Genomic DNA, 25,820 nt, shown 5'->3' on the forward strand with positions numbered 1-25,820 from the left:
GGCGGTGGTGCTCAGCGCGCGAGCACCACCGCCGCACCCCGGTCCGGCGAACGCGCCGCAACACCGGCACTATTGGTGGACTGCGCACCCAGGCGTAACATTCCACTTAGGAATGTAGTTCGAAGGGAGTTGACCGTTGACCGACACCGCGACTCGACGCCGCCCACTGAACTCCACCGCGGCCTCGCTACTCGGGTTCCTGCACGAGGGCCCGAAGTCGGGCTGGGATCTCGCCACGCAGGCCCAGCAACGCATCGGCGACTTCTGGACCATCACCCAGAGCCAGGTCTATCGCGAACTGTCCACGATGGACGCCGCGGGCCTGGTGACCAAAGGCGAACGCGGCGCCAGAGAGCGCACGCCGTACCGGATCACCGATATCGGGCGCGAGGCCTTCGCCGAGTGGATCGGGCGCGATCCCGGCGCCGAGACCATCCGCGTGCCACTGCTGCTCACGCTGTCCTTCGGCGAGCACCTGGATCCCGCGCATCGCGATCGGATCATCGCCGCCAACAAGAACATTCATCAAGATCGTCTCGACCGCTACCTCGACGAAGACGAGACCGCCCTGGCTCCCCACCAGCGCGCGACCCTCGAATTCGGCATCGCCTACGAGCGCGCAGTCCTGCACTGGTTCGACCAGCTGCCGACCATCTACACGCCGCCGAACCCGCGCTGACGGAGTTCGGCCCCGCCGCCCGGTTCAGCGCACCCGGTGCGATGCGGACTCACGCAACCACTCGATCGCGTCGCCGACCTCGGCCACGGTGACGGCGCCCGCGGGCAGCGGTGGCCGGTCGATCATGATCACCGGCAGCCCCGCGGTGCGGGCAGCGAAGATCTTCGCCTCGGTCTGCTCGCCGCCACTGTTCTTCGTGACCAGCACATCGATGCGATGCCGCGACATCAGCACGAGTTCCTCGTCGAACGTGAACGGCCCACGCGCCAGCAACAGTTTGGCGCGCGGCGGCAGCGGGACCTCAGGGGCATCGATGGAGCGGATGACGAAACCGTGGCCCGTGCAGCCGACGAACGCGCCGACGCCCTGGCGGCCGATGGTCAGCAGGACCTGTTCGTCGCGCGCGGTCAGTGCCGCGGCCGCCGCGGCGAGATCGGGCACGCGCGTCCACAGGTCACCGCGCCGCTGCACCCACTCGGGGCGGCGCAGATGCAACGCCGGGATATCCAGCTCGGCCGCGGCGGTGGCGGCGTGCGCGCTCACCTGCGCGGCGAAGGGATGGGTCGCGTCCACGACAGCGTCGATCGCGTTCTCGCGTAGCCAGGTTCGGAGGCCCTCGACACCACCGAACCCACCCACGCGGACCGCACCGACCGGCAGCCGCGGATTGGCGACTCGACCAGCGAGGGAGGACACGATGTCGAGTCCACGCTCACCGGACGCTCTGCGCGCCAACTCCCTGGCTTCACCGGTGCCACCGAGGATCAAAACTCTCAGGACAGCCCTCCGAAATCATCAGCGCCGGCATCACCATCGAACTTCGAGTACTCCATGTAACTCTCCATCGTGGAAAACGAACCGGGGGATTACCCGGAACGGCAACGACCCTACCCCCGAGCCGTGGGTTCTACACGTTCGGTCCGAAACTTTTACGGCGCGCGGACCCTGCGGGAACGGATTCACCGTGATCTGCGCGTGATCTGACCGTGATCGGTGCTAAGCGTCCACACTCCGGCGACCAGCGGGTTTTCGGACAATCCACTGAGCGACCGGCAAGTGCGGTCGCCAGGCCGTGAACCCGCCGAGCGGTTCACCCCGATAGATCTGAAATTTGCGCAGGGTTCCACCGAACCGCGCCGACCAGTCGAGCAGCAGCGCTTCCGATTCCGCGGTGACCGCGTTGGCGACCAGGCGGCCGCCGGGGCGCAGCCGCTGCCAGCACTGCTCGAACATGCCGTCCTGGGTGAGACCACCACCGAGAAATACGGCGTCCGGAGCCGAGATATTTTCCTCGGCTAACTCTGAGCGCACCTCACCGCGGATCGTTATTCCCGGCACCCCGAGGGCGGTGATATTGGTCGCGATTTGTTCCCGGCGAGCAGGCAGCCGCTCGAACGTGACGGCGCGGCACAGCGGATGGGTACGGCACCATTCGATGGCGATACTGCCCGACCCGCCGCCGATATCCCATAGCATTTCCCCCGGTGCGGGGGCGAGAGCGGTGACGGTGAGGGCGCGAACCTCGGCTTTGGTGAGCTGGCCGTCACCAGCGAAGGCAGCGTCGGCCAGACCGGGCAATCGGGTGTCGCGCCGCGTATCGGGATCGACGCGGCAGTCGATGGCGACAATGTTGAGCGGGTCGCCGGGCGGGTGTGACCAGGTAGCCGCGGAGCCGGTGTGGCAGTGTTCGGCGGGGCCGCCGAGTTGCTCGAGAACAGTCAGCGATGAAGCGCCGAATCCCTTGTCGCACAGCATTTCCGCGACTCGGCTCGGCGTCGTCTCGTCTTCGCTGAGGACGAGAACCCGCCGACCTTCGGACAATTCGGGCACGACGGTGGGCAATGGCCGGGCAACCACACTCACCACCGGGGTTTCGGCCAGTGGCCACCCGAGCCGCGCGCACGCCAGCGACGCCGAGGAGGGCTGCGGGAACACCCGCAGCGCCGCCGGGCCGAACCGGCGCGCCAGGGTGACACCGATGCCGTAGAACATCGGATCACCGCTGGCCAGCACGCCGATGCGGCGACCGGCATTGCGCCCGAACAACTCCGGCAGGGCGGGCAGCAGCGGCGTCGGCCACGGCACCCGCTCGATATCGCCGGCCGGGAGCAGCGCCAGTTGACGCGCGGAGCCGAACACCACGTCACAGTCCCCGATTTCCCGGCGGACGTTCTCGCCCAGACCCGCCCAACCGTCGGCCCCGATGCCGGCCACCACGATCGGGTGGCCGGTCCAGTCCGCTGCCGCGTCGCCGGACGCGGTCACCGTGGCATCCGACGCCAGACCGATTGCGGGAGCAGGCGCATCACGAAGAAGGCGATGGCAAGGCGGCCGGGGACCGCGACCCGGGTGGCGCCCTTGCCGAGACTGCGGACCACGGCGTCGGCGACCTGGTCGGGAGTGATGGCCAGGGGCGCGGGTGCCATGCCGGTGGTCATGCGCCCGATCACGAAGCCCGAACGCACCAGCAACAGCTGCACGCCCGTGCCGTGCAGGGCGTCGCCGAGGCCGCTGGCGAAGCCGTCCAGGCCCGCTTTGGCCGAACCGTAGACATAGTTCGCCCGCCGCACGCGCACGCCCGCGATCGAGCTGAAGACGACGATCTGGCCGGATCCCTGCGCACGCATCACGGTCGCCAGGGTCGTGAGGACACTGACCTGGGCGACGAAGTCGGTGTGCACGACCGCCACCGCGTGCGCCGGGTCGTGTTCGGCACGATCCTGATCGCCGAGGACGCCGAAGGCGAGCACCGCTGTCGCGATGCCACCGTGCTCGGCGGCCAGTTTGTCCAGCAGGGGCGCGTGGGTGGCGGTCTCGTCGGCGTCGAATTCCACGGTGTGCACAGCGGTCGCGCCCGCCGCGCGCACCTGCTCGACCTCGGCCGCCAACGCGCCGGCACGGCGAGCGGCCAGGATCACCACCCGTCCGGGTGCCAGCCTGCGCGCCACTTCGAGGCCGATCTCACTGCGCCCGCCCAGGACCAGCACCGGCCCATCGTTCTGCTGCATTCCCATAGCGCCAGTCTGTCATCCGGCCCGTCCGGCCGGTGCCGGCCTGCCTCTGTTGTGTGCACGGCGCGAACCCGCGCAGCGACGCGCCGGTCGGCCCGGCTACCGTTTCCGGCATGCCGACCGCCACCGCACAGCTGTCCCCCGCTGCCCTCGCGTTCGTCACCGAGCGGCATCTGGCCACGCTCACCACGCTGCGCGCCGACGGCACCCCGCACGTGGTCGCCGTGGGCTTCACCTGGGATCCGGAGAGCGGGATCGCTCGCGTGATCACCGACGGCGCGTCGGTGAAGGCACGCAATGCCGGACGAGGCGGCTACGCGGCGGTGAGCCAGGTCGAGGGGCCGCGCTGGCTGACCCTCGAAGGACCGGCGACGGTACTCCACGACAGCGCCGACGTCGCCGAAGCCGTGCGTCGCTACACCGAGCGCTACCGGGTGCCCCGCGAGAACCCGACACGGGTGGTCGTCGCGATCCAGGTGCGCCGGGTGTTGTCGTCGGGCACGTTGAAATAGCCTCCGAAACCCCGCTCAGCGCCCGTGCGGGCGCTTGTCGCTACGGACTCGGCCGCTTACAGCACCGTCAGGCCGTGCGGCCGATTGTTCATCGACTCCACACCGTCGTCTGTGACGACCACGATGTCCTCGATCCGCGCGCCCCATTCGCCGCGGAAGTAGATTCCCGGCTCGATGCTGAACGCCATGCCCGGCTCGAGCACCAGGTCGTTGCCCGCCACGATGTAGGGCTCCTCGTGCACCGACAGGCCGATGCCGTGGCCCGTGCGGTGGATGAAGGCGTCGCCCAGGCCCGCGTCGGCGAGCACGCTGCGGGCGGCGGCGTCGATGGATTCCGCGCTCACCCCCGGCCGCACCGCCGCGACCGCGGCGGCCTGGGCGGCCTCCAGGACCGCCACCTGTTCGACGATCTCCGGGCGCGGGGTGCCGAGAACATAGGTGCGGGTCGAGTCCGAGTAGTAGCCGGGTTCGACGGGGCCACCGATGTCGATGACCACCACATCGCCCTGCTCGATGACGCGATCGGAGACCTCGTGGTGCGGGTCGGCGCCGTGCGGTCCACTGCCCACGATGACGAACGCCGCCTCGGTATGGCCTTCCTCGACGATCGCGGCGGTGATATCGGCGCTCACCTCGGCCTCGGTGCGACCGGCCCGCAGGAACTCGCCCATCCGCGCGTGCACGCGGTCGATGGCCGCGCCCGCCCGGCGCAGCGCGTCGATCTCGGCCTCGTCCTTGACCATTCGCGACTCGCGCAGCACCGGCGTCGCCGAGGCGGGCAGACCGGTGGTCGATTCGGCGAGCGGGATCAGGTGCAGCGCGGGCATGGCATCGGCGACCGCGATGCGGGAACCGGCGTGCAGGATCGAACGGACCAACTGGTACGGATCGACGCCGTCGACCCAGTCGAGCACCTGCAGGCCGAGTTCGCCCGCCGCGGAATCGGCGAGCGAGGCCAGCTCGAGTTTCGGGATGACCACCGAGGGCGTGGATCCGTCGGCCGGGATCACCAGGCAGGTGAGCCGCTCGAAGGATTCCGCGGCCGAACCGATCAGGTACCGCAGGTCGGGGCCCGGAGTGATCAGCAAGGCGTCCAGATGCGCCGCGCGCATCAACTCGACCGCCCGCTCCAGCCGCTGACCGTAGACCTTCGCCGCGAACCTGGCATCCGTGTGCGCGCTCATAGGATCCGACGTTACCCGCCCCGCACCGAGGGCAGCCACCGAAGCCCATCGGCACGGCCACGGCCACGGTGTCGGTGGTTCGGGGCACAATCACCGGGTGACCGCTGACGAGAGCACCCGTGGACCCCTGTTGATCCTCGACGGCGCCAGCCTCTGGTTCCGCGCCTATTACGCGATCCCCGACAAGCTCAGGGGCGCGGACGGCCGCTCGGTGAACGCGCTGCGCGGCTTCACCGACATGGTGGCCTCGCTGGTCACCAAACATCGCCCGAGCAGGCTCGTGGTCGGGCTCGACCTCGACTGGCGGCCCCCGTTCCGGGTGGCCCTGGTGCCCTCCTACAAGGCGCACCGACTCGACACCAGCACCAGCGCGGCGCCCGGCGCGGAGGAAGTGCCCGACACGCTCACCCCGCAGGTCGAGATGATCCTCGAAGTACTCGAGGCGGCGGGCATCGCCACCGGCGGCGCGGAAGGCCTCGAGGCCGACGATGTGCTCGGCACCCTCGCCAGCCGGGAGCGCACCGACCCGGTTGTCGTCGTGAGCGGCGACCGCGACCTGCTGCAGCTGGTGCGCGACGAGCCCGCCCCACCGGTCCGCGTGCTCTACGTCGGTCGCGGTCTGGCCAAAGCGGAACTGTTCGGCCCCGCGGAACTCTCGGCGAAATACGGTGTGCCCGAACAGAACGCGGGACCGGCCTACGCCGACATGGCGACCCTGCGCGGCGACGCCTCCGACGGCCTGCCCGGTGTGGCGGGCATCGGCGACAAGTCCGCCGCCCAGCTGATCACGAGGTTCGGCTCGCTCGACGCGCTCATGGACGCCGTCGCCGCTCCCGATTCCGATATCGCCAAGGGTGTGCGCGCGAAACTCGTTGCCGCACAGGACTATCTGAAGGTCGCCGCTCCGGTCGTGCGGGTGGTCCGCGACGCCGACGTGATCCTGTCGCGTCCGGACGTCCTGCCCACCACCCCCGCGGACCCCGACCGGCTGCTCGCGCTGGCCGCCGAGTACAATGCCGAGAGCCCGATCACCCGCCTGGTCACCGCACTGACCGCGGCACACACCGGCTGATCCGCCGGCGACGAGTTCGCGACGGCGCCACCGCCCATCCGTATCTGCGCCGCCGGAAACGACACCGGGCCGCCCGCGTAGTCGCGGACGGCCCGGAAAACACAGTGCGAGCGCCTAGTTGGGGCGGCCGACCTCGTAGGTGCCGTCTTCCTTGGTGATCTTGACGGTGACCTTCTTCGCCTCGCCACTGACCTTCAGCTCACAGGTGAAGGTCGCGTCGACCTCCACCGCCTGGCCGGAGGGGCAGCTGACATCGGAGACGTCGGCGATGCCGTAGGAGTCCTTCAGCACGCGCGAGACACCGTCCTGCACGGCCGCGTTGTCGAGTTCGTCCGAGGAGAACACGACCAGGATCAGACCGATCACGGCGGCGACCACGAGCACGCCCGCGGCGATGAGCCCGATGATCAGGCCCTTGCTCTTGCCGCCGGAGGACGGCTGCTGGCCCCACTGCTGTTGCGGGGCGGGCTGCTGGCCCCACTGCTGCTGCGGCGCGGGCTGACCCCACTGCTGCTGTGCGTTGGCGGCCTGGTTGTTCCAGTCCTGCGGCGGCGGCTGGGTCTGGCCCCACTGCTGCTGCGGCCCGGTCGGCTGCTGCGGCTGCTGGCCCCACGGCTGCTGCGGCTGCTGGGGCTGTTGTCCCCACTGCTGCTGTGGCTGCTGCGCGTTCGGGTCATTCCACTGCTGGGTGGGCTGGGCGCCCTGTTGTGGCGGCTGCTGCGCGCCACCCCAGTGCTGGGTGGGACCGGCGCCACCGGCCCCCTGCTGACCCCCCCAGTGCTGGGTGGGATCGTTGTTCCCCTCCCCGGGGTTGTTCGGTCCGTAAGGGCCGCTCATCCACTCGCCTCCACTCGCATCATTAGTCCATACGGTAGCCCCCCGCGCCGGGCCTGCCGCATTCGCACGACATCCGCCTCACGGTCGGTACGCGAAGAAATCAAATCACAGACGTGCCGACTACGCGGCGTCCACCGCGACGACACCCCGCCGTACCGCACGCACCGCCTTGGCGGCGGTGGACGCGATCTCGGGGTCGTCGGCGGTGTTGTGGATCTGATCGAGCAGGTCGATCACCTGCCTGCACCACCGCACGAAATCGCCCGCCGACATCGTCGTACCCTGGTCGCCGCTGGCCAGCAACGCCTCGGCCAACGCATCACCGCGCGCCCACTTGTAGACCCCGGTGACGAACCCCAGATCGGGTTCGCGGGTGGGCGGAAGTTTGTGTCGCACCTCGTCGGAGCGCAGATCCGACCACACTTCGATGGTGGCCGCGACCGCACGGCGGATCGGATCGGTCGGTCCCGCCGGCGTCAGCAGGCCGGTTTCCTGGCGCGATTCGTAGACCAGTGTCGACACCACCGCCGCGAGTTCGGCCGGGCCGAGTCCGCGCCACAGACCCTGGCGCAGGGCCTCGGCGACCACGAGATCGCTCTCGGCATAGATTCGGGCCAGGCGCCTGCCGTCGGCGGTCACCTCACCGTGGGCGACGAAGCCGCGTTCCTCGAGCAGCCCGACGATCCGATCGAACGTGCGCGCCAGCGAATTCGTGGTGGCGGCAACTTTCTGGCGCATCGTCTCGGTCTCACGGGCGAGCCGCGAATACCGCTCGCCGGTGCGGCTCAGCTGCTCCCGATCGGGACGATTGTGCGCGGGATGGGACCGCAGACTGCGCCGCAGCGTCGAGAGCTGACGATCTTCGCCGCCGCGAACACGATCGTTGCGCTTGCCACGGCGCGGAGCCGAGATTCCGGTGCCGCGCAACGCCGAGGCCAGGTCGCGGCGGATGCGCGCGGTCCGATGATCGACCCGGCGCGGCAGATCCATGCGCCCGAGCGCTTCGGCGGGCTCCGGGAAATCGGCCGCGGACACCCGACCGGCCCAGTGGTCCTCGGTCAATACCAGTGGACGCGGATCGCCGGGCGTCTGGTCGGGTTCGAGGATCACCGCGAGCCCGGAACGCTTGCCCACGGGGATGGACACCACGTCGCCGCGACGCAACCCGATCAGCGCTTTCACCGCGGCACCGCGCCGGTCTGCCCGCCCCTGCTGCTGGATATCGCGTTCACGCTGCTTGATCCGGTCGCGCAGCGACAGATACTCCATGAAGTCGCCGTCGACGCCGCCGAGCTGACTCTCCAGCTTGCGCAGCGCGCCCTCGTTGCGTTCGATCCCACGGACGAGCCCCACGACCGACCGGTCGGCCTGGAACTGGGCGAACGACCGTTCGAGCAGCGTTCGGGCTTCCTGGGCACCCATCCGGTCGATCAGGTTGATCGACATGTTGTAGCCGGGCCGGAACGAGCTGCGCAGCGGATAGGTGCGGGTGGAGGCGAGGCCTGCCACCGCACTGGTGTCGACCTCGGGCTGCCACAGCACCACCGCGTGACCCTCGACGTCGATACCGCGCCTCCCCGCACGACCAGTGAGCTGGGTGTACTCGCCGGGGGTGAGCTCGGCATGGGTTTCGCCGTTGAACTTCACCAGCCGCTCGAGCACCACCGTACGGGCGGGCATGTTGATGCCCAGTGCCAGCGTCTCGGTGGCGAACACCGCGCGCACCAGACCCTTGACGAACAGCTCCTCGACGGTGTGCCGGAACGCGGGCAGCATGCCGGCGTGGTGGGCGGCCAGGCCGCGCTGCAGCGCCTCGCGCCACTCCCAGTAGCCGAGGACCTCCAGATCGCCCTTGGGCAGGTCACCGGTGTGCTTCTCGATGATCTCGTCGATCTGCGCGGCCTCGCCGGGACGGCTCAGATCGAGGCGGGCGCGCAGGCACTGGGCCAGCGCGCCGTCGCAGCCCGCGCGGCTGAAGATGAAGGTGATCGCGGGCAGCAGGTTTTCCTCGTCGAGGCGCGCCAGGACATCCGGTCGCGGCAACGGGCGGAAATTGCCGCCGCGTCCACCCCGTCCGCGCGGACCGCCGTACCCGTGCATCCGGTCGGCGCTCTCGCGCTGGCGGATGAACCGCACGAGGTCTTCGTCCACCACGACCTTGCGGTCGCTGGACTTGGTGTCGAACAGGTCGAACATCCGCCGGCCGACCATCACGTGCTGCCACAGCGGCACCGGCCTGGTCTCGTCGACCACCACCGCGGTGTCGCCGCGCACCGTTTCCATCCAGGCGCCGAACTCCTCGGCGTTGGACACCGTCGCCGACAGGCTCACCAGCCGCACATCCGGTGGCAGGTGCAGGATCACTTCCTCCCACACCGCGCCCCGGAACCGGTCGGCCAGGTAGTGCACCTCGTCCATCACCACGTAGGACAGACCGTGCAGCGAGTCCGAGGAGGCGTAGAGCATGTTGCGCAGCACCTCGGTGGTCATCACGACCACCGGCGCGCCAGGGTTGATCGACTGGTCACCGGTGAGCAGGCCGACACTGTCGCGGCCGTGGCGGGCGGTGAGATCGGCGAACTTCTGATTCGACAGCGCCTTGATCGGCGTGGTGTAGAAGCACTTTCCGCCCGAGGCCAGCGCCATGTGCACGGCGAACTCACCGACGATCGTCTTGCCCGCTCCGGTCGGGGCGCACACGAGCACGCTGTGCCCGTCTTCCAGCGCCGCGCACGCGGTGCTCTGGAAGGGGTCCAGATCGAACGAGATTTCACCGGCGAATTTCGCCAGTTCGCTGGGCAGCCCCGGAGTGTCGGTCACCCCTCAGAGCGTATCGGAGTAGTCCGACACCGGGCGCGCGGTTTTCTCCGGCTCGCTCACCGGATCGGCGGACGCAACCGGCTCGGGGGTCTCGAGCGGAGAGGCCTGTTCGTCGTCGAGCGTGCCCCAGCCCTCCTTCTCTTCCCGGCGGGCCTTGCGCGCGTCACTGAACCGCGCGAACTGCACGGCGAACTCGAACAGCACGGTCAGCGCGATCGCCAGCGCCAGCATCGAGAACGGGTCCTGCGGTGTGACGATCGCGGCGAAGACGAACAGACCGAAGATCATCCCGCGCCGCCACGCCTTGAGCTTGGTGTAGGGCAGCACGCCGACCAGGTTCAGCCCGATGATGATCAACGGCGTCTCGAAACTGACGCCGAAGATGATCAGCAACTGGATGATGAAACCGAAGTACTGATTACCGCTGAGCGCGGTGATCTGGACGTTGTCGCCGATGGTCATCAGGAACGACAACGCGTGCGAGACCACCACGTAGGCGAGCACGGCACCCGTCACGAACAGCACCGAACCGGTCACCACGAACCCGACCGCGAGCTTGCGTTCCTTCGCGTACAGCCCCGGGGTGATGAACGCCCACAGCTGGTACAGCCAGAACGGGGTCGCGATCACCACACCGGCGGTGAATCCGACCTTCAACCGGAGCATGAACTGGTCGAAGGGGCCCGTGGCGAGCAGTCGGCAGGCGCCGTCGGGGGTCAGGCTGGCGCGCGCCGATTCGGGCAGCGCACAGTAGGGGCCGCGCAGGATCTCACCCAGGCTCTCCATCCCGAAGAGGGTGTGCGCGTACCAGAAGAAGCCGATCAGGGTGGTCACCGCGATCGCGGCCAGTGCCAGCAGCAGCCGGGTGCGCAGTTCCTGCAGGTGCTCGACCAACGACATGGTGCCGTCGGGATTCGTCCTGCGCTTGGTGCGCCGGGGATCGAACGGAATGCGCATGGTGGGTGGTGGCCTCTAACCCTCGGTTCGGCGGATGCTCGGCGGCAACTTCTGACGAGACAGCACTTCGCCCCGGAGCGATGACTACCGCTCCGGGGTGATGGCCGAGGTCAGAGGGTTTTGTGGCCCTGCTGCGGTTCGACGATCGGGGTCTGTGCCTGCGGCGCCGACGCGGACAGCTGCTGCTGCGGCGCGGGGGTGGCCGGGGTGGCCGCCGGTGCGTCGGATGCCGACGACTCCGCCTGCATCTGCCCGACCTCGCTCTTGAAGATCCGCAGCGAGCGGCCGAGACCGCGTGCCGCGTCGGGAAGCCGCTTCGCGCCGAAGAGCAGAACGAACAGCAACGCGATGATCAGCAGGTGCGTCCAGCTGAACGTGCCCATTATCAGATACCTCCAAAGACTGTGGTGATTACCGATGCTACCTGGGTTCGGAGCGTGGTGGACGCCGAGCCGCAGCGGTGTTCGCCACGCGTTCAACCCGCGACAGCGGCCGCCGCCCCGGTCAGCTCGGCGAACAACCGGCTCCCGGTGAACCGGGCGGTGTCGCCGGACTCGGCGATCCTGATCAGCTCCGTCAACCGCCGGTTGACCGGCGTCGGGTGCCCGACCATGTCGCCGAGGCGCACGATTTCCCCGCACAACCACGCGATTTCGGTCCGCCGACCGAGTGCGAGGTCATCGGCCATCGACGAACGGGCGAGCGGATCGATGGCGAGCACGCGCCCGAACACCCGCCGGAAGACCGCGTCGGGAACGCGCAGCAAATGCACCATCAACTCGGGTGGAACGGGGGTGAGCTGCGCGGGCCGAATTCGCGCAGTGTTCATCACGGCGAGGGCTTCGGACTGGGTCAGCGCGAGGCAGCGGCGGTAGTCACGCTCGGCGAGTTCCTCACGCAGCGGCTTGCCCGACAGCGCGTTGATCGGGTTGTTCAGATTGAGCAGCAGTTTCGCCCATTGCACCGGACGCAGATCGCGGTGGCGGCGCAGCGGCAGTCCGGCCGCCCGGAAACGGTCGGCGAAGCGGTCGACGACCGGGTCGTCCTGAATCGCGAGGTCGCCGTCGCTGGCGCGGTGGAAACACCCGCGACCGCTGTGCACCACGTTGAACATCACCATCCCGGCCAGGGCGATGCTGGTCGGCAGAATCTCTCTGATCACACTGGCGTTGCCGATGCCGTTCTGCAGGCTCACGACCGGCGTGCCGGGGCGTAATCGGCCCGCGACGGCACGGACCGCGGCGGCGGTGTCGGCCGATTTCACCGTCACCAGGACCAGGTCGGCCAACTCCGGTTCGTCGGGCTCGAGCGCGAGGCCGAACCGGTCGGGCGTCACCTCGGTCGAACCGCCGTCCAGATCGGTGAGGCGCAGGCCGTGTTCGGCGATGTCGTCGAGGATCCGCTGACGGCCGACGAAGATCACTTCCATGCCCGCGGCGGCCAGGTGACCGCCGATGAAAACCCCGACGCTGCCCGCGCCGAGGACCAGTACTCGCTGACTCACGCGGGTTCGGTCTCCCCCACCAGTCCGGCGGCCGCGTAGGCGGCCAGGGCGGCGTCGGCGCGCAGGCGCACCGCCGCTACCAGTTCGGGTGGCCCGAGCACGGTGACGCCGGTGCCGAAGCCGAGCAGCAGCCGAGCCATCCAGTCCGGTGAGGCGAAGCGCATGCCCGCCTCGATGCTGCCGTCCGCGCGCGATTCGATGCGGTGCATGGGGTACTGGTCGAGCACCCAGGCGTAATCGGCGCGGATCCGGAGCCGGGCCAGCGGCACGTCGGGGTCGTCCTGGAACAGGTCGAGTGCCGCGGCGTCGTTGGCGGCGTGACTCGGCGCGCGAGCGGGTTCGTCGAGTTCGGTGGCGTCCTCGATCCGATCGAACCGGAACAGGCGAACGCCTTCGGCCTGCCTGCACCAGGCCTGCAGGTAGCTGTTGTTGTCGACCAGCACCACGCGAATCGGGTCGACGATACGTTCGGACACCTCGTCGCGGCTGGCGGAGTAGTAGACCAGGCGCAGGGCCCGCGCGTCGGCGAGCGCGGCGCGCACGGTCGCGACCACCGGCTTCTCGACGGGGACATCGACCGGTTTGCCGGTGACGACGGCGTCGGTGCTGGCGATCGCCGATTCGATCTTGGCGATGGCGGCGTGCGCGGCGGTCGGATCGACCATGCCCGGCATCTCCACGATCGAGCGCAGCGCCACCAGCAGCGCGGTGGCCTCGGTGGAGGTCAGCCGTAGCGGCCGTTCGATCCCGGCCGAGAAGGTGACCTCGATGCTCTCCTCGGAGAACGACAGGTCGATCAGATCGCCGGGACCGTAGCCCGGCAATCCGCACATCCACAGCTGATTGAGGTCGCTCATCAGCTGTTTGGTGGTGACACCCAGTTCGGCGGCGGCCTCGGCCGCGCTGATACCCGGGTGCGCGAGCAGGTACGGCACCATGTTCAGCAGGCGCGAAAGGCGTAGGGACAGACGCGAACTCACGACGTGACCTCCGTGTGGTCGAGTACCGACCGTAGCCGGTTCATCACGTCGGCGCGCAGTTCCGGTGGTTCCAGAACGAGAACATCGGGACCGAGGCCGGTGATCAGCCGGGCCACCCAGTCGCGGGATCGGACCGGCACCGCGAGCACCGAGCCGGGACGTCCGCCCAGGTCACGGGTGTCGACTTCGGTGCCGATGCGGCGCAATTCGCGACCGCGGCCCTTGGCGACCCACACGGTGGCCGACCCGGTGACGGGAGCGTCGCCGGTGACCCGGTCGACGATCGCGCGCAGATCGGTGTGCGCGGGCTTGTGGACCGCGTCGACCGGACCGTACGGCCGCACCTGTCCACCGATCCGCGAGAGCCGGAACGTGCGAACGGCATCACGTTCGCGGTCGTGGCCGACCAGATACCAGCGCCCGTGCCGGGTGACCACCCCCCACGGTTCGACATCGCGGGTCACGAACGGATCGGTGACGGCGCTGTGGTGGCCGAACCGCACCGCCTGCCCCGCGTCGATCGCCGCGAGGAGTTCCCGCAACACCGGCTCCGACCCTCGGGTGCGGGCGGGCACCGCGGGCACCGACACCCCGACGTTGTCGGTCTCGACGGTGACCCCGGCCGCGCGCAGCTTCAGCAGCGCGCCCTCGGCCGCGCCCGCCAATTCCGGTGAGGCCCACATCTGCACCGCGACGGCGACCGCCGCGGCTTCCTCGCTGGACAGGTCGATATCGGGCAGCTCGTAGGCGTCCCGGTTGATCCGGTATCCCTCGAGTGTCGAGAACCGTCCCACCGGACCGACTTCCAACGGGATGCCCAGATCGCGCAGTTCGTTCTTGTCGCGCTCGAACATCCGGCTGAACGCCTCGTCGGTCGCGGAGTCCTCGTAACCGGCCACGCTGGCGCGAATACGTTCCGCGCTCAGGAACTGCCTGGTCGACAGCAGCGCGATGACCAGATTCATCAGCCGCTCGACCTTGGATATCGCCACTCGATAGAGGGTAATGGTCGCGCCCGCTCCCCCGCGCGTCGGCGCACACTTGGGCCACGGTCCCGCGACCATGGGACCCACCCGCCGAAAGGATCACAATGCTCGTCGCCTTCTCCGTTGCGCCCAGCGGTTCCGCCCACCACGACGGCTCGGTCGGCGAAGCGGTCGCCGCGGCCATCCGGGTGGTCCGCGCTTCCGGCCTGCCGAACCGCACCGACGCGATGTTCACCACCCTCGAGGGCGAATGGGACGAGGTGATGGCAGTGATCAAAGCCGCCACCGACGCCATCCTGGTCACCGCACCCCGCTGCAGCCTGGTCCTCAAGGCCGATATCCGACCCGGGGTCACCGACGCGCTGCACAGCAAGGTCGACACGGTCGAGCGCTATCTCGCCGACGGGTAGCCGACGCCCACGGGTGCGAGAATGCGAAGGTGAACCTCCGTCCGGCATGCCGTGCCGCGGGCATTGGCGTGGTGTCGATCAGCGAGCACGTCGGCCCCGCTCGGGCACATCGGGCCGTCCCCACCTTGTCAGCTCGACTCGTTGTCGGTCTCGGGGCTCCGCTCGAGGTCGACTACGGCGGACAGACCTTGCGCACGCAGGCTGTCGTGGCCGGCTTGATGCGGCCGGGGCTCGCGACGCCGGTCACCACCCTGCTGCCGCGGCAGCCGACGGCTTACGTCGAGTTGTCGGCGTCGGCCCTGCGCCGCCTGATCGGCATGCCGCTGAGTGAGGTGGACGCGGGCGGTGTGATCGCCGACGCCGTACTGCCGTGGGTGCGTTCGATGTGCGAGGAGTTGGCGGAGCACCCGGCCGCTCGACGCGAGGCTGTTCTGCGCATTCGGCTGCTCGACCAGCTGAACCGGGCCGGGTACGACACCACCGCCGACCACGCCCTGCGCGCGCTGGATCTGATCAGAGCCGGTGGTGGAACGGCGTCGGTCGACGATCTCGCCGACCACGTACACCTGAGCGCCCGGCGTCTGCGCGAGGTGATGCGACGCTCGCTGGGGGTCACCCCGAAATTCGCCTCCCGCGTGGCCCGCCTCGAGTGCGCGGTTCACCGCGCAGGCACGGGCGCAACGTCCTGGGCCCAGGTGGCGGCCGAGTCGGGTTACCACGATCAGAGCCACCTCGTGCGCGAGTTCCGCGACCTCATGAACACCACACCGACCGACTGGCTCGCGGAAGAGGGCCGAAATCTACAAGGCAGGCAACGCCCTGCTCCACGACCATGGGAAACATGAACAGCCAACTGGTCCCGAAGCTGCTGGTCTCCGACGCGGACGCCGCGATCACCTTCTACACCCAGGCGCTCGGAGCCGAGGTGAGTCTGCGCGTCGCCGAGGACGCGGTGGTGCACCACGCCGAACTCACGCTCGGCTCCGTCGTGTTCGCGCTGGCACACAGTGCCGAGGAGTGGGGGTGGGCCGACCCGGAATCGGTGGGTGGCTCGCCGGTACTGCTCGTGCTCACTGTCGCCGATCCCGACGCGACAGCGCAGCGGATGGCCCAGCACGGAGCCGAGGTCGTGATCCCCGTCGACAACCGTCCCTACGGCAAGCGACAGGGCAGGGTGAAGGACCCCTTCGGGCACCTCTGGGTCCTCAGCGGCGAACTGCGATAGGCCACCGGGCCGCTGTGGCGAGTGCGGGTGCCCTCGCCACGGCCGGATCTCACAGCATGCAGCGGGCGATCGAGTCGGCCACGCACGCTGGGCGGTCGGCGTTTTCGAGCTCGACGGTGACGTGGCGGTGGACTTGGACGCCGCCGGTGACCTCGGTGACCTCGGTGAGCGTGAGGTGGGCGCGAATACGGCTGTCGACCGGGACGGGAGTGAGGAAGCGGACTCGGTCGAGGCCGTAGTTGATGCCTGCCTTCGCCGCGCTGACGGTCATGATCTGCTGGGTCATCGGCACGATCAGCGACAGGGTGAGGAAGCCGTGGGCGATGGTGGTGCCGTAGGGGCCCGCGGCGGCGCGCTCGGCGTCGACGTGGATCCACTGGTGATCGTCGGTGGCCTCGGCGAACAGGTCGATGCGACGCTGGTCGACGGTGATCCAGTCGCTGGGGCCGAGTTCGGTGCCGACCGCCGCCCGCAGGGCGTCGAGATCAGCGAAATCCGTGGTCATGCCGTTCCTCCGAAACGTTGGCGCAGTGCGCGTTTGAGAACTTTATGGGTGGGGCCGAGGGGTAGCTCGGTCACGAATTCGACGCGGCGCGGGTACTTGTACTTCGCGACCTGCTGCTTGGCGAAGTCGATCACTTCCCGCTCGGTCAGCGCGCCCTCGGGCACGACGACCGCCACGACCTCCTCACCGTAATGGGGGTCGGGCACACCGATCACCGCCACCTGCGCGATCCGCGGGTGCCGCATCAGGGCCGCTTCGACCTCGGTCGGATACACATTGAATCCGCCGCGCAGGATCATCTCCTTGATCCGGTCGACGATGCGCACCCGACCAGTGTCGTCCCTCGTGCCGAGGTCACCGGTCCGGAACCAGCCGTCGACCACGGCCGCGGCGGTGGCTTCCGGCCTGCCGGTGTAGCCGCTGAACACGTTGTGCCCGCGCACCACCACCTCGCCCACGTCGCCGACCGGCAGCAGTTCGATGCGGTCGGCGATCGCGGGATCGGCGATCTCCACGTCGACGCCCCACACCGGATGTCCGACGGTGCCGGCCTCGGTACCGAAGCACGGCTGGTTCACCGCGGCGGTCGGCGAGGTCTCCGACAGGCCATAGCCCTCGAGGACCGGCGCGTGGAAGACCCGCTCGAATTCCTCGAGCACGGCGACGGGCAGCGCTGCGCCACCGCTGATACAGAGTTTCAGCTCGGGCAGTACCGGCGCCGAACCCGCCGCTTCGATCAACGACAGATACATGGTGGGCACGCCGTGGAACAGGTTGACCCGCTCGGCCGCCATCAGCGACACCGCCGCGGCCGCATCGAATCTCGGCATCAGCACCAGGGTGCCGCCCACCCGCCACTGCGAATTCATCGATACCGTCTGCCCGAACACGTGGAACAGCGGCAGCGCGCCGAGGGCGATGTCGTCGCGGTGGATCTCGTTGGCGTCGAAGGTGTTCACCGTCGCGCACATCACCATGTTGAGATGGCTGAGCTCGGCGCCCTTGGGTGTACCGGTGGTGCCGCTGGTGTAGAAGACGACCGCCGTATCGAGCGGGCCACGCGAGACGAAGTTCGAGATCGCCGTGCCGGCAAGCTCTTCGGGCGCCACCACATCGATGCCCAGGTTCCTCGCCGCTTCGCTCCCGGTCGCCGCGACCATCGGATGACAGATCAGCAGCGAGGCACCGCTGTCACGCAGCACGTATTCCATCTCCGGCGCGGTGAGCAGCAGATGGACGGGCACCACCGTCGCGCCCGCGGCGAGAATGGCGAAATAGGCGCGCGGGAAATCGACGGTATTGGGACACAGCAGCGCTACCCGGTCGCCGGGTCGCACACCACGCGCGATCAGGGCGCCGGCCTGTTCGCGGGCTTCACGCCACAGATCGGCGAAGGTGATGCGGTGCTCACCCTCGATCAGCGCGAGGTGATGCGGGCGGCGGCGGGCGGGTTCGGCGAGGATGCTCGCCAGGGAAAGTGTGGCGTTCACGGGTGGTTCCTAACGACAACGTTGGCGGAAAGCAGTGGCCACCGCACAAGGCGGGGCTGGATGCGATGGCAACCGGGGGCGAACACCGCACCGGTCACGGATGCTCGTCACGATCGACGACAACCGCGCCACATCGTCGACTGCACCGAAATCCATGCTCGGCAGCCGCTGCACCAGGGCCGTGATCGCTTGTGCGGCAAGGTCATCGGGTTGAACCTCGGCCGGCGCGCCCCCGTACCGGCCGAACGGCGTCCGCACGCCGTCGACCAGATACGCGGTGCCGGTCACAAGCCCATGTCCTTGGCGATGATCATCTTCATCACCTCGCTGGTGCCCCCGTAGATCCGGTTGACCCGGTTGTCGGCGTACAGGCGGGCCACCGGGTACTCGTTGATGTAGCCGTAGCCGCCGTGCAGTTGCAGGCAGCGGTCGATCACTCGCGAGGCCACCTCGGAGCAGAACAGTTTGGCCGAGGCCGCGTCGGCGGCGGTGAGTTCCTCGCGGTCGAGGGCCTCCAGCGCCCGGTCGACGACCGCCTCGGCGGCATCGACCTCGGCCTGGCAAGCGGCCAGTTCGAACTTGGTGTTCTGGAACTGCGCGACCGGCCTGCCGAAAACGTCACGGCCCCTGGTGTACTCGAGAGTGAACCGGATCGCCGCCTTGGCCTGGGCATAGGCGCCGAGGGCGATCGAGAGCCGTTCCTGCGGCAGATTCCGGCCCAGGTAGCTGAACCCCTTGTTCGCCTCCCCCAGCAGGTCCGACACCGGAACCCGCACGTCGGTGAAGGACAGCTCGGCGGTGTCGGAAACCTTCAGACCCAGCTTGTCCAGCTTGCGTCCCACCGCGTACCCCGGCGACTTCGTATCGACCACGAGCAGCGAGATCCCGTGGCGGCGATCCGTTTCCGACGGCGGAGCGGTCCGCGCGCAGACGATCACCCGGTCGGCGTGCACACCGCCGGTGATGAAGGTCTTCGACCCGTTGAGCACATAGTGCGTGCCGTCCTCGGACAGCTGTGCGGTGGTGCGCATTCCGGCGAGGTCGGATCCGGTGCCGGGCTCGGTCATCGCGATCGCGAACATGATCTCGCCCGAGACGAATCCCGGCAGCCAGCGCTGCTTCTGTTCATCGGTCGCGAGGTTCTTCAGATACGGCAGACACAGGCCCACGTGCACGCCGGAGCCGCCGAAAGACACACCGGCGCGGGTGGTCTCCTCCAGCAGGATCGCCTGGAACTTGAACGATTCGATGCCGGCGCCTCCGTACTGCTCGGGCACCTCGATCCCGAACACCCCGAGGCCGGCCAGCTCGGCGTAGAACTCGCGCGGCACGATGCCCGCCTCGTACCACTGGTCGTAGACCGGTGAGACCTTCGATTCGATGAACGCCCGCACGGTCTTGCGGAATGCTGCGTGCTCGTCGGTGAAAACCGTTCTCTGCATGGGGTTTCTCCGCAATCTAGAGACGGCGTCCGCCGTCGACGTACACGGTCTGTCCGGTGACGAAACCGGCGTCGTCGGAGGCGAGGAACGCCACCACGTTCGCGATGTCGGCGGGCACGCCGACCCGTCGCAGCGGGGTGATCTCGGCGGTCTTCGCCTGCAAATCCTCGGCACTCACGCCCATCCGCGCCGCGGTGGCCGCGGTCATCTCGGTGGCGATGAAGCCGGGGGCGACCGCGTTGACGCGAATCCCGAACGGGCCGAGTTCCATGGCGAGGGTGCGGGTCAGGCCCTGGATGCCCGCTTTGGCCGCCGCGTAGTTGGCCTGACCGCGATTGCCGAGCGCCGAGACGCTCGAGGTGTTGACGATGGCGCCGCCACCGTTGTCCACCATGTGCTTCTGCGCGGCCTTGCTGCACAGGAACGCGCCGCGCAGGTGCACCGCCATGACGGTGTCCCAGTCCTCGACCGACATCTTGAACAGCAGGTTGTCGCGCAGCACGCCCGCGTTGTTCACCAGCACGTCGAGCGAGCCGAGATCGGCCACGGTACGCGCGACGGCGTCGGCCACCTGCGCCTCGTCGGCGACGTCGCAACCGAGGCCGATCGCGGTGCCGCCTGCCGCGTTGATCTTCCCGGCGGCCAGCACGGCAGCGTCGGTGTCGAGATCGACGACGGCCACGGCGAATCCGTCGTCGGCCAGTCGGGCGGCGGTCGCCGCGCCGATGCCGCGAGCCGCCCCGGTGACGAAGGCTGTTCGGTGGGTCATGGGTCGTACTCCTGTGTCAGACAATGGCGTTCACGCCGGTGAGGGCGCGCCCGATGAGCAGTTTCTGGATCTGGGTGGTGCCCTCGTAGAGAGTCAGTACGCGCGCGTCACGCAGATACTTGGCGACGGGGTATTCGTCGATGTAGCCGTAGCCGCCGAACACCTGGATCGCGTTGTTGGCAGCCGAGACCGCGGCTTCGGAGGCGAACAGCTTCGCCATCGACGCGGCGGTGCCGAAGGCTTGCCCGCGGTCGGCGAGATCGGCCGCGCGCCAGGCGAGCAGCCGGGCGGCGTCGGTCGCGACGGCGATATCGGACAGCAGCTCCTGGACCAGCTGGTAACCGGCGATCGGCTTGCCGAACTGTTCGCGCTCACCGGCATAACGCACCGCGGCTTCGAGGCAGGCCCGGGCCACGCCGACGCACCCGGACGCGACCCCGATGCGGCCCTTGTCGAGCGCGGACATCGCGATCCGGAAGCCCTGCCCCTCCTCGCCGAGGCGCAGCGCGTCGGGCACCCGGACGCGATCGAGGACGAATTCGGCGGTGGCCTGGCCACGCAGCCCGAGCTTGCCCTTGATCTCGGTCCGGCCGAAGCCCGCCGCGTCCGTCGGCACCACGAACGCGGTGACCCCCTTGGGGCCGGGCCCGCCGGTCCGCGCGAACACCAGCGCGTGATCGGCCCAGGTCCCGTTGGTGATGAAGATCTTGGTGCCGGACAGAACCCAGTCCGACCCGTCGCGGACGGCGCGGGCGTCCAGATTCGCCGCGTCGGACCCGGTGCCGGGTTCGGTCAGCGCGAAACAGCCGAGCTGTTCACCCGCGCAGATCCCGGGCAGGAATCGCTGCTTCTGCTCCTCGGTGCCGTAGGCGGCGATCGACTTGCCGAACAGCCCGAGCGAGACCGACACGATGCCGCGCACCGCGCTGTCACCGCGGCCGAGCTCCTCGAGCAGCAGGCAGTAGTCGAAGGTGTCGCCGCCGGAGCCACCGTAGTGCTCGGCGATCCCGATGCCCAGGAAACCGAGCGCGCCGAGTTTGCCGACGATCGCCGGGTCCACCGATTCGTCGCGATCCCACTGCGCGGCATACGGCACGACTTCCTTGTCCACCCACGTTCGGGCGAGTTCACGCAGGTCGGACTGCGCGGGGGTGAGCTGGAAATCCACGGAACCACTCCTGAACCAAACGGCGTTAGGTTTACTCGGGCACCGTATCCTAACGCTGTTCGGTTAATCAAGAGTCATTTTCGGCATCGGTGATACCGTTCGATTCCCGACGAGAGAGGAAGTACCGCATGGCGAGGCCGCGCGTTCCGCTGTTGAGCCGCGAGCGCATTCGCGACGCCGCGCTGGTCCTGATCGACCGCGACGGGCTCGCCGAAGTCTCCATGCGCAAATTGGGCGCCGAACTCGGCGTGCAGGCCGCCTCGCTCTACGGCCACTACCCGAACAAGGACGACCTGTTCGACGACATCGCCACCGGCATCATGAGCCACGTCGACACCTCGGCCTTCGACTCCATGAGCTGGGATCGCGCACTCGCGGACTGGGCGCGCAGCTATCGCGGCGCGCTGGCCACCCACCCGAACTTCGTGCCGTACCTGGCCACCGGCCCGGGCCGCCGAGCCGAGAACCTGCGCGCCGCCGACGCCGTACACGGCGGTCTGGTCGGTGCGGGCTGGCCACCGCGCTACGCCACCATGATCGGCGCGGCCACCCGCTACCTGGTCATGGGTTCGACGGTGGGCTCGTTCGCCGGCGGCTTCGCCGACGACGTGCAGGTCTACCGCGACCGCTACCCGCACCTGAATCAGGCACACCTGCTGCGGGCGATCGCCGACGAAATCGATGACGACAGTTTCGAATTGGCGCTCACCGCGTTCATCGCCGGCCTCACCGCCACCTACGCGACCGTCGTCACCGCGGACTGAGCCTGCCCACACACAACAAAACCGGTGGCGCCTACGCGATCGCTCCCATGCGCCACCGGTTCTGTTGTCGGTCCCCCCGTCTGAGGGGTTCGCCTACATCGAGGCGATCAGCCGGTCGACGCGTTCGTCGACCGATCGGAACGGATCCTTGCACAGCACCGTGCGCTGCGCCTGATCGTTCAGCTTGAGGTGCACCCAGTCGACGGTGAAGTCGCGGCCGGCTTCCTGCGCGGCGGTGATGAAGTCACCACGCAGCTTGGCTCGCGTCGTCTGCGGCGGGGTGTCCACGGCGGCATCGACGGCGTCGTCCTCGGTGATCCGCTTGGCCAGGCCCTTGCGCTGGAGCAGGTCGAAGACCCCGCGACCACGCTTGATGTCGTGGTAGGCCAGATCCAGCTGGGCGATCTTGGGATCCGACATCTCCATGCTGTAGCGGTCCTGGTAGCGCTGGAACAGCTTGCGCTTGATCACCCAGTCGATCTCGGTGTCGACCTTGGCGAAGTCCTGCGCCTCGACCGCGTCGAGCGTGCGACCCCACAGATCCACCACCGCGTCGACCTGCGGATCGCGATCGCGGTTGCGCAGGTGCTCGACGGCGCGGGCGTAGTACTCGCGCTGGATCTCCAGGGCACTGGCCTGGCGCCCGCCGGCCAGGCGCACGGGACGGCGACCGGTGAGATCGTGGCTGACCTCGCGAATGGCCCGTATCGGGTTGTCGAGCGCGAAATCGCGGAACGACACCCCTGCCTCGATCATCTCCAGCACCAGCGAGGCGGTACCGACCTTGAGCATGGTGGTCGGTTCGGCCATGTTGGAGTCACCGACGATCACGTGCAGGCGCCGGTACTTCTCGGCGTCGGCATGCGGCTCGTCGCGGGTGTTGATGATCGGGCGCGAGCGGGTGGTCGCCGAGGAGACGCCCTCCCAGATGTGCTCGGCGCGCTGCGACAGGCAGAACGTGGCCGCCTTCGGCGTCTGCAGCACCTTGCCCGCGCCACAGATGAGCTGGCGGGTGACCAGGAACGGGAGCAGCACATCCGAGATCCGGGAGAACTCGCCCGCCCGGACCACGAGGAAGTTCTCGTGGCAGCCGTAGGAGTTGCCCGCGGAGTCGGTGTTGTTCTTGAACAGGTAGATGTCGCCGCCGATGCCTTCTTCGGCGAGGCGCTGTTCGGCGTCTATGAGCAGGTCCTCCAGCACCCGCTCGCCGGCCCGGTCGTGGGTGACCAACTGGACCAGGCTGTCGCATTCGGCGGTGGCGTACTCGGGATGCGATCCGACGTCGAGGTACAACCTGGCACCGTTGCGAAGGAAGACATTGGAGCTACGGCCCCAGGACACCACCCGGCGGAACAAGTACCGGGCTACCTCGTCGGGGGACAGCCGACGGTGACCGTGGAAGGTGCATGTCACACCGAACTCGGTCTCGATCCCCATGATTCGTCGCTGCACACTATCGACAGTACAGCCATGACCAGTGCCCGCGCGGCGCTCCTGACATCCCATTCGCATACGTGTTCACAACGATTCGGACAGCGAACGACCTCCGCGCACACGACGAGATCGGGCCTGCGAACCGGTGCGATTCGCAGGCCCGATCATGATCGTGACGGTGGGTTATTTCCCCGCGTCGTCGTCGGGTTCTGGCAGCTTCGCCTCTTTGACCGGCTTGGGCTTGGACTTCGACGCGGCCAGCGCCGACTCCAGGGCGGGGCCCTGCAGCCTGCGGAACGCCCGGCGCGGCCGCTGCTGCTCGAGCGTGGCCACCTCGAGGGAGGCCTCACCGAGCGAACGCTTGTCCTTGTCGGCTTCGGGCTGACCGGCCAGCAGTGCGCCGATCGCCACCTTCAACGCGTCGTCCAGGGACAGACCCGGCTTGTAGGTGGCTTTGAGCTGGGTCAGGATCGGCTCGGTGGTGCCGCCCATGACGACGTACTCACGTTCGTCGACGATGGACCCGTCGAAGGTGATCCGGTACAGCACCGAGGTCGGTGACTGTTCGGGATAACCCACCTCGGCGACGCAGATCTCCACCTCGTAGGGCTTGAGCTGATCGGTGAAGATCGACCCGAGGGTCTGCGCGTACAGGTTGGCCAGTCCACGCCCGGTGACATCGCGCCGGTCGTACTGGTAACCCTTGAGGTCGGCCTGCAAGATGCCGCCGCGGCGCAGTGCCTCGAACTCGTTGTACTTGCCGACCGCGGAGAATCCGACGCGGTCGTAGAGCTCGCTGACCTTGTGCAACGTCGCCGAGGGGTTCTCGGCGACGAACAGCACGCCGTCGGCGTAGACCAGCACGATCACGCTGCGACCGCGACCGATGCCCTTGCGGGCGAGCTCGGTCTTGTCGCGCATGATCTGCTCGGCCGAGGCGTAATACGGCAGCGTCATTGGACGGCGCCCCCTTCTTCCGCGGCTTCCCGATCGGCGATCACACCGCGGGCGATCTCGGCGAGACGATCCTCACCGATCTCGTCCGCACCGTCGGCGTCGATCACCACCGCTGTCGGGTAGATCCCGCGCAGCATGTCGGGACCACCGGTGGCGGTGTCGTCGTCGGCGGCGTCGAACAGTGATTCCACCGCGATCCGCAGCGCCCGGTCCTGGTCGATGCCGCGCTGGTAGAGCTTCTTCAGCGACGACTTCGCGAACGTCGAACCGGAGCCGACGGCGGTGTAGCCGAACCGCTCCTCGCTACGCCCGCCGACCACGTCGTAGGACACGATGCGGCCGGACCGGTCGGGGTCGAGGATCTGGTCGTCGAAACCGACCAGCAGCGGGATCGCTGCCAGGCCCTGCATGGCGGCAGGCAGATTGTCGCGAACCATTTTCGACAGCTTGTTGGCTTTACCGTCGAAGGTGAGCGGCACGCCTTCGATCTTCTCGTAGTACTCCAGCTCCACGGCGAACAGCCGCACCATCTCGATCGCGATGCCCGCGGTACCGGCGATACCCGCGGCCGAGAAGGTGTCGGTGATGTACACCTTCTCGGTGTCGCGGCTGGCGAGCAGGTTGCCCATGGTGGCCCTGCGGTCGCCCGCGATCAGCACGCCGCCACGGTAGGTGACCGCGACGATGGTGGTGCCGTGCGGCGCCAGATCCTTCGTCGCGGTCAGATCCGAGATCGGGAACCTGTTGGCGGGCAACAGGTCCGGAGCGTGCATGCGGAGATGTTCGGTGAACGAGGAGAGAGCCCGCCCCGCGTGGAGGCGCAAGGGGTCACCTGGGGTCACTGGCCGCCCTTCTGCACATATGCCCGCACGAAGTCTTCGGCGTTCTCTTCGAGCACGTCATCGATCTCATCGAGCAAGTCGTCGGTTTCCTCCGCCAGCTTCTCGCGGCGTTCCTGCCCTGCCGCGTCTACGCCCTCGGGGCCCTCGTCCTCGTCGCCACCCCCGGCGCGCTTGGTCTGCTCTTGTGCCATGGCAGCCGACCTCCTCTTCCTCATCACGATGATCGTGTGTGTCCCACAACCCTACCGAGCGGATCCGACAAGGTGGTCGAT

General features: G+C 68.6%; 28 protein-coding genes. 7 read left to right on the forward strand and 21 right to left on the reverse strand.

The annotated features are described in order from the left end of the window. Window positions 1-136: 136 nt before the first annotated feature. Entirely contained in the window at window positions 137-679 is a 543-nt protein-coding gene (locus tag ACWDXS_RS13495; RefSeq protein ID WP_449965439.1) for a PadR family transcriptional regulator, read from the forward strand. 24 nt (window positions 680-703) lie between these two features. Here ACWDXS_RS13495 and ACWDXS_RS13500 read toward each other — a convergent pair whose 3' ends face one another. The 3 genes from ACWDXS_RS13500 to ACWDXS_RS13510 form a co-directional block, all read right to left on the reverse strand. Beyond that, window positions 704-1,456: a cobalt-precorrin-6A reductase gene (locus tag ACWDXS_RS13500; protein ID WP_449966219.1), complete on the reverse strand. Its 753-nt coding sequence runs from the start codon at window positions 1,454-1,456 to the stop codon at window positions 704-706. A 219-nt stretch (window positions 1,457-1,675) separates the two neighbouring features. Further along, a complete protein-coding gene (gene cbiE, locus ACWDXS_RS13505; RefSeq protein ID WP_449965442.1) occupies window positions 1,676-2,944 on the reverse strand; it encodes a precorrin-6y C5,15-methyltransferase (decarboxylating) subunit CbiE in 1,269 nt (422 codons plus the stop codon). Then, window positions 2,941-3,693: an SDR family NAD(P)-dependent oxidoreductase gene (locus tag ACWDXS_RS13510; RefSeq protein WP_378988026.1), complete on the reverse strand. Its 753-nt coding sequence runs from the start codon at window positions 3,691-3,693 to the stop codon at window positions 2,941-2,943. Before ACWDXS_RS13510 ends, cbiE begins: the two co-directional genes overlap by 4 nt. Window positions 3,694-3,803: 110 nt before the next feature. Here ACWDXS_RS13510 and ACWDXS_RS13515 point away from each other — a divergent pair, with 110 nt between their 5' ends. Continuing rightward, window positions 3,804-4,202: a TIGR03618 family F420-dependent PPOX class oxidoreductase gene (locus tag ACWDXS_RS13515; RefSeq protein WP_449965445.1), complete on the forward strand. Its 399-nt coding sequence runs from the start codon at window positions 3,804-3,806 to the stop codon at window positions 4,200-4,202. A gap of 56 nt (window positions 4,203-4,258) precedes the next feature. Here ACWDXS_RS13515 and ACWDXS_RS13520 read toward each other — a convergent pair whose 3' ends face one another. After that, window positions 4,259-5,386 carry a M24 family metallopeptidase gene (locus ACWDXS_RS13520; protein WP_379315142.1) on the reverse strand — a complete coding sequence of 376 codons (1,128 nt, stop codon included), beginning with the start codon at window positions 5,384-5,386 and terminating at the stop codon, window positions 4,259-4,261. A gap of 97 nt (window positions 5,387-5,483) precedes the next feature. On the opposite strand from ACWDXS_RS13520, the gene ACWDXS_RS13525 reads away from it, so the two are divergent. Beyond that, complete coding sequence (locus ACWDXS_RS13525) at window positions 5,484-6,458, forward strand: 5'-3' exonuclease (RefSeq protein ID WP_387443337.1); 975 nt, start codon at window positions 5,484-5,486, stop codon at window positions 6,456-6,458. Window positions 6,459-6,572: 114 nt separating this feature from the next. On the opposite strand, the gene ACWDXS_RS13530 is transcribed toward ACWDXS_RS13525, so the two are convergent. From ACWDXS_RS13530 to ACWDXS_RS13560, 7 genes are all read right to left on the reverse strand, one after another. Further along, window positions 6,573-7,295: a DUF4333 domain-containing protein gene (locus ACWDXS_RS13530; protein ID WP_449965450.1), complete on the reverse strand. Its 723-nt coding sequence runs from the start codon at window positions 7,293-7,295 to the stop codon at window positions 6,573-6,575. Window positions 7,296-7,415: 120 nt separating this feature from the next. Next, complete coding sequence (locus ACWDXS_RS13535) at window positions 7,416-10,115, reverse strand: DEAD/DEAH box helicase (RefSeq protein ID WP_449965453.1); 2,700 nt, start codon at window positions 10,113-10,115, stop codon at window positions 7,416-7,418. Window positions 10,116-10,118: 3 nt separating this feature from the next. Then, entirely contained in the window at window positions 10,119-11,072 is a 954-nt protein-coding gene (tatC, locus tag ACWDXS_RS13540; RefSeq protein WP_378627485.1) for a twin-arginine translocase subunit TatC, read from the reverse strand. A gap of 110 nt (window positions 11,073-11,182) precedes the next feature. Further along, window positions 11,183-11,455: a Sec-independent protein translocase subunit TatA gene (gene tatA / locus ACWDXS_RS13545; protein ID WP_378627484.1), complete on the reverse strand. Its 273-nt coding sequence runs from the start codon at window positions 11,453-11,455 to the stop codon at window positions 11,183-11,185. Between the two features lie 92 nt (window positions 11,456-11,547). Further along, window positions 11,548-12,576, reverse strand: coding sequence for a 2-dehydropantoate 2-reductase (locus ACWDXS_RS13550; RefSeq protein WP_378988045.1), 1,029 nt, complete (start codon window positions 12,574-12,576; stop codon window positions 11,548-11,550). Next, complete coding sequence (locus tag ACWDXS_RS13555) at window positions 12,573-13,556, reverse strand: helix-turn-helix transcriptional regulator (protein WP_378988048.1); 984 nt, start codon at window positions 13,554-13,556, stop codon at window positions 12,573-12,575. The genes ACWDXS_RS13550 and ACWDXS_RS13555 overlap by 4 nt, the downstream gene beginning before the upstream one ends. Next, window positions 13,553-14,548, reverse strand: a complete 996-nt coding sequence (locus ACWDXS_RS13560) for a helix-turn-helix transcriptional regulator (protein ID WP_378988051.1) — start codon at window positions 14,546-14,548, stop codon at window positions 13,553-13,555. The genes ACWDXS_RS13555 and ACWDXS_RS13560 overlap by 4 nt, the downstream gene beginning before the upstream one ends. 98 nt (window positions 14,549-14,646) lie before the next feature. Between ACWDXS_RS13560 and ACWDXS_RS13565 the strand changes: the two genes are divergently transcribed. Genes ACWDXS_RS13565 through ACWDXS_RS13575 form a run of 3 tightly spaced genes read left to right on the forward strand, consistent with a single transcriptional unit; the run spans window position 14,647 to window position 16,177 of the window. After that, a complete protein-coding gene (locus ACWDXS_RS13565) occupies window positions 14,647-14,952 on the forward strand; it encodes a thiamine-binding protein (protein WP_449965459.1) in 306 nt (101 codons plus the stop codon). A 29-nt stretch (window positions 14,953-14,981) separates the two neighbouring features. Beyond that, the gene (locus ACWDXS_RS13570; protein WP_378988054.1) at window positions 14,982-15,797 is read left to right on the forward strand and encodes a helix-turn-helix domain-containing protein; all 816 of its coding nucleotides are present in this window, start codon (window positions 14,982-14,984) and stop codon (window positions 15,795-15,797) included. Beyond that, on the forward strand, window positions 15,794-16,177 hold the full coding sequence (locus tag ACWDXS_RS13575; protein ID WP_378988057.1) for a VOC family protein: 384 nt from the start codon (window positions 15,794-15,796) through the stop codon (window positions 16,175-16,177). The genes ACWDXS_RS13570 and ACWDXS_RS13575 overlap by 4 nt, the downstream gene beginning before the upstream one ends. Window positions 16,178-16,226: 49 nt before the next feature. On the opposite strand, the gene ACWDXS_RS13580 is transcribed toward ACWDXS_RS13575, so the two are convergent. From ACWDXS_RS13580 to ACWDXS_RS13605, 6 genes are read right to left on the reverse strand one after another with little or no spacing between them, the layout of a single operon-like run. Beyond that, complete coding sequence (locus ACWDXS_RS13580) at window positions 16,227-16,682, reverse strand: MaoC family dehydratase (protein ID WP_449965464.1); 456 nt, start codon at window positions 16,680-16,682, stop codon at window positions 16,227-16,229. Continuing rightward, window positions 16,679-18,172 (reverse strand): long-chain-fatty-acid--CoA ligase, encoded by a 1,494-nt coding sequence (locus ACWDXS_RS13585; RefSeq protein WP_449965467.1) that lies wholly within the window; start codon window positions 18,170-18,172, stop codon window positions 16,679-16,681. The genes ACWDXS_RS13580 and ACWDXS_RS13585 overlap by 4 nt, the downstream gene beginning before the upstream one ends. A gap of 9 nt (window positions 18,173-18,181) precedes the next feature. Next, window positions 18,182-18,460 (reverse strand): thiolase family protein, encoded by a 279-nt coding sequence (locus tag ACWDXS_RS13590; RefSeq protein WP_387443319.1) that lies wholly within the window; start codon window positions 18,458-18,460, stop codon window positions 18,182-18,184. After that, entirely contained in the window at window positions 18,457-19,614 is a 1,158-nt protein-coding gene (locus ACWDXS_RS13595; protein ID WP_379314982.1) for an acyl-CoA dehydrogenase family protein, read from the reverse strand. The genes ACWDXS_RS13590 and ACWDXS_RS13595 overlap by 4 nt, the downstream gene beginning before the upstream one ends. A 16-nt stretch (window positions 19,615-19,630) precedes the next feature. Continuing rightward, window positions 19,631-20,383 (reverse strand): 3-oxoacyl-ACP reductase FabG, encoded by a 753-nt coding sequence (gene fabG, locus ACWDXS_RS13600; RefSeq protein ID WP_378988073.1) that lies wholly within the window; start codon window positions 20,381-20,383, stop codon window positions 19,631-19,633. 16 nt (window positions 20,384-20,399) lie between these two features. Then, entirely contained in the window at window positions 20,400-21,551 is a 1,152-nt protein-coding gene (locus ACWDXS_RS13605) for an acyl-CoA dehydrogenase family protein (protein WP_378988076.1), read from the reverse strand. A 128-nt stretch (window positions 21,552-21,679) separates the two neighbouring features. Between ACWDXS_RS13605 and ACWDXS_RS13610 the strand changes: the two genes are divergently transcribed. After that, a complete protein-coding gene (locus tag ACWDXS_RS13610) occupies window positions 21,680-22,315 on the forward strand; it encodes a TetR/AcrR family transcriptional regulator (RefSeq protein WP_378988079.1) in 636 nt (211 codons plus the stop codon). 93 nt (window positions 22,316-22,408) lie between these two features. Here ACWDXS_RS13610 and pafA read toward each other — a convergent pair whose 3' ends face one another. The 4 genes from pafA to ACWDXS_RS13630 form a co-directional block, all read right to left on the reverse strand. Continuing rightward, entirely contained in the window at window positions 22,409-23,767 is a 1,359-nt protein-coding gene (pafA, locus tag ACWDXS_RS13615; protein ID WP_194824832.1) for a Pup--protein ligase, read from the reverse strand. A gap of 165 nt (window positions 23,768-23,932) precedes the next feature. After that, window positions 23,933-24,706, reverse strand: coding sequence for a proteasome subunit alpha (gene prcA, locus ACWDXS_RS13620; protein ID WP_301901013.1), 774 nt, complete (start codon window positions 24,704-24,706; stop codon window positions 23,933-23,935). Next, window positions 24,703-25,548, reverse strand: coding sequence for a proteasome subunit beta (prcB, locus tag ACWDXS_RS13625; protein ID WP_449965476.1), 846 nt, complete (start codon window positions 25,546-25,548; stop codon window positions 24,703-24,705). Before prcB ends, prcA begins: the two co-directional genes overlap by 4 nt. Then, on the reverse strand, window positions 25,545-25,739 hold the full coding sequence (locus ACWDXS_RS13630; protein ID WP_019047503.1) for a ubiquitin-like protein Pup: 195 nt from the start codon (window positions 25,737-25,739) through the stop codon (window positions 25,545-25,547). The genes prcB and ACWDXS_RS13630 overlap by 4 nt, the downstream gene beginning before the upstream one ends. Between the last annotated feature and the right edge of the window lie 81 nt (window positions 25,740-25,820).

Source organism: Nocardia sp. NPDC003183 (genome assembly GCF_053590715.1).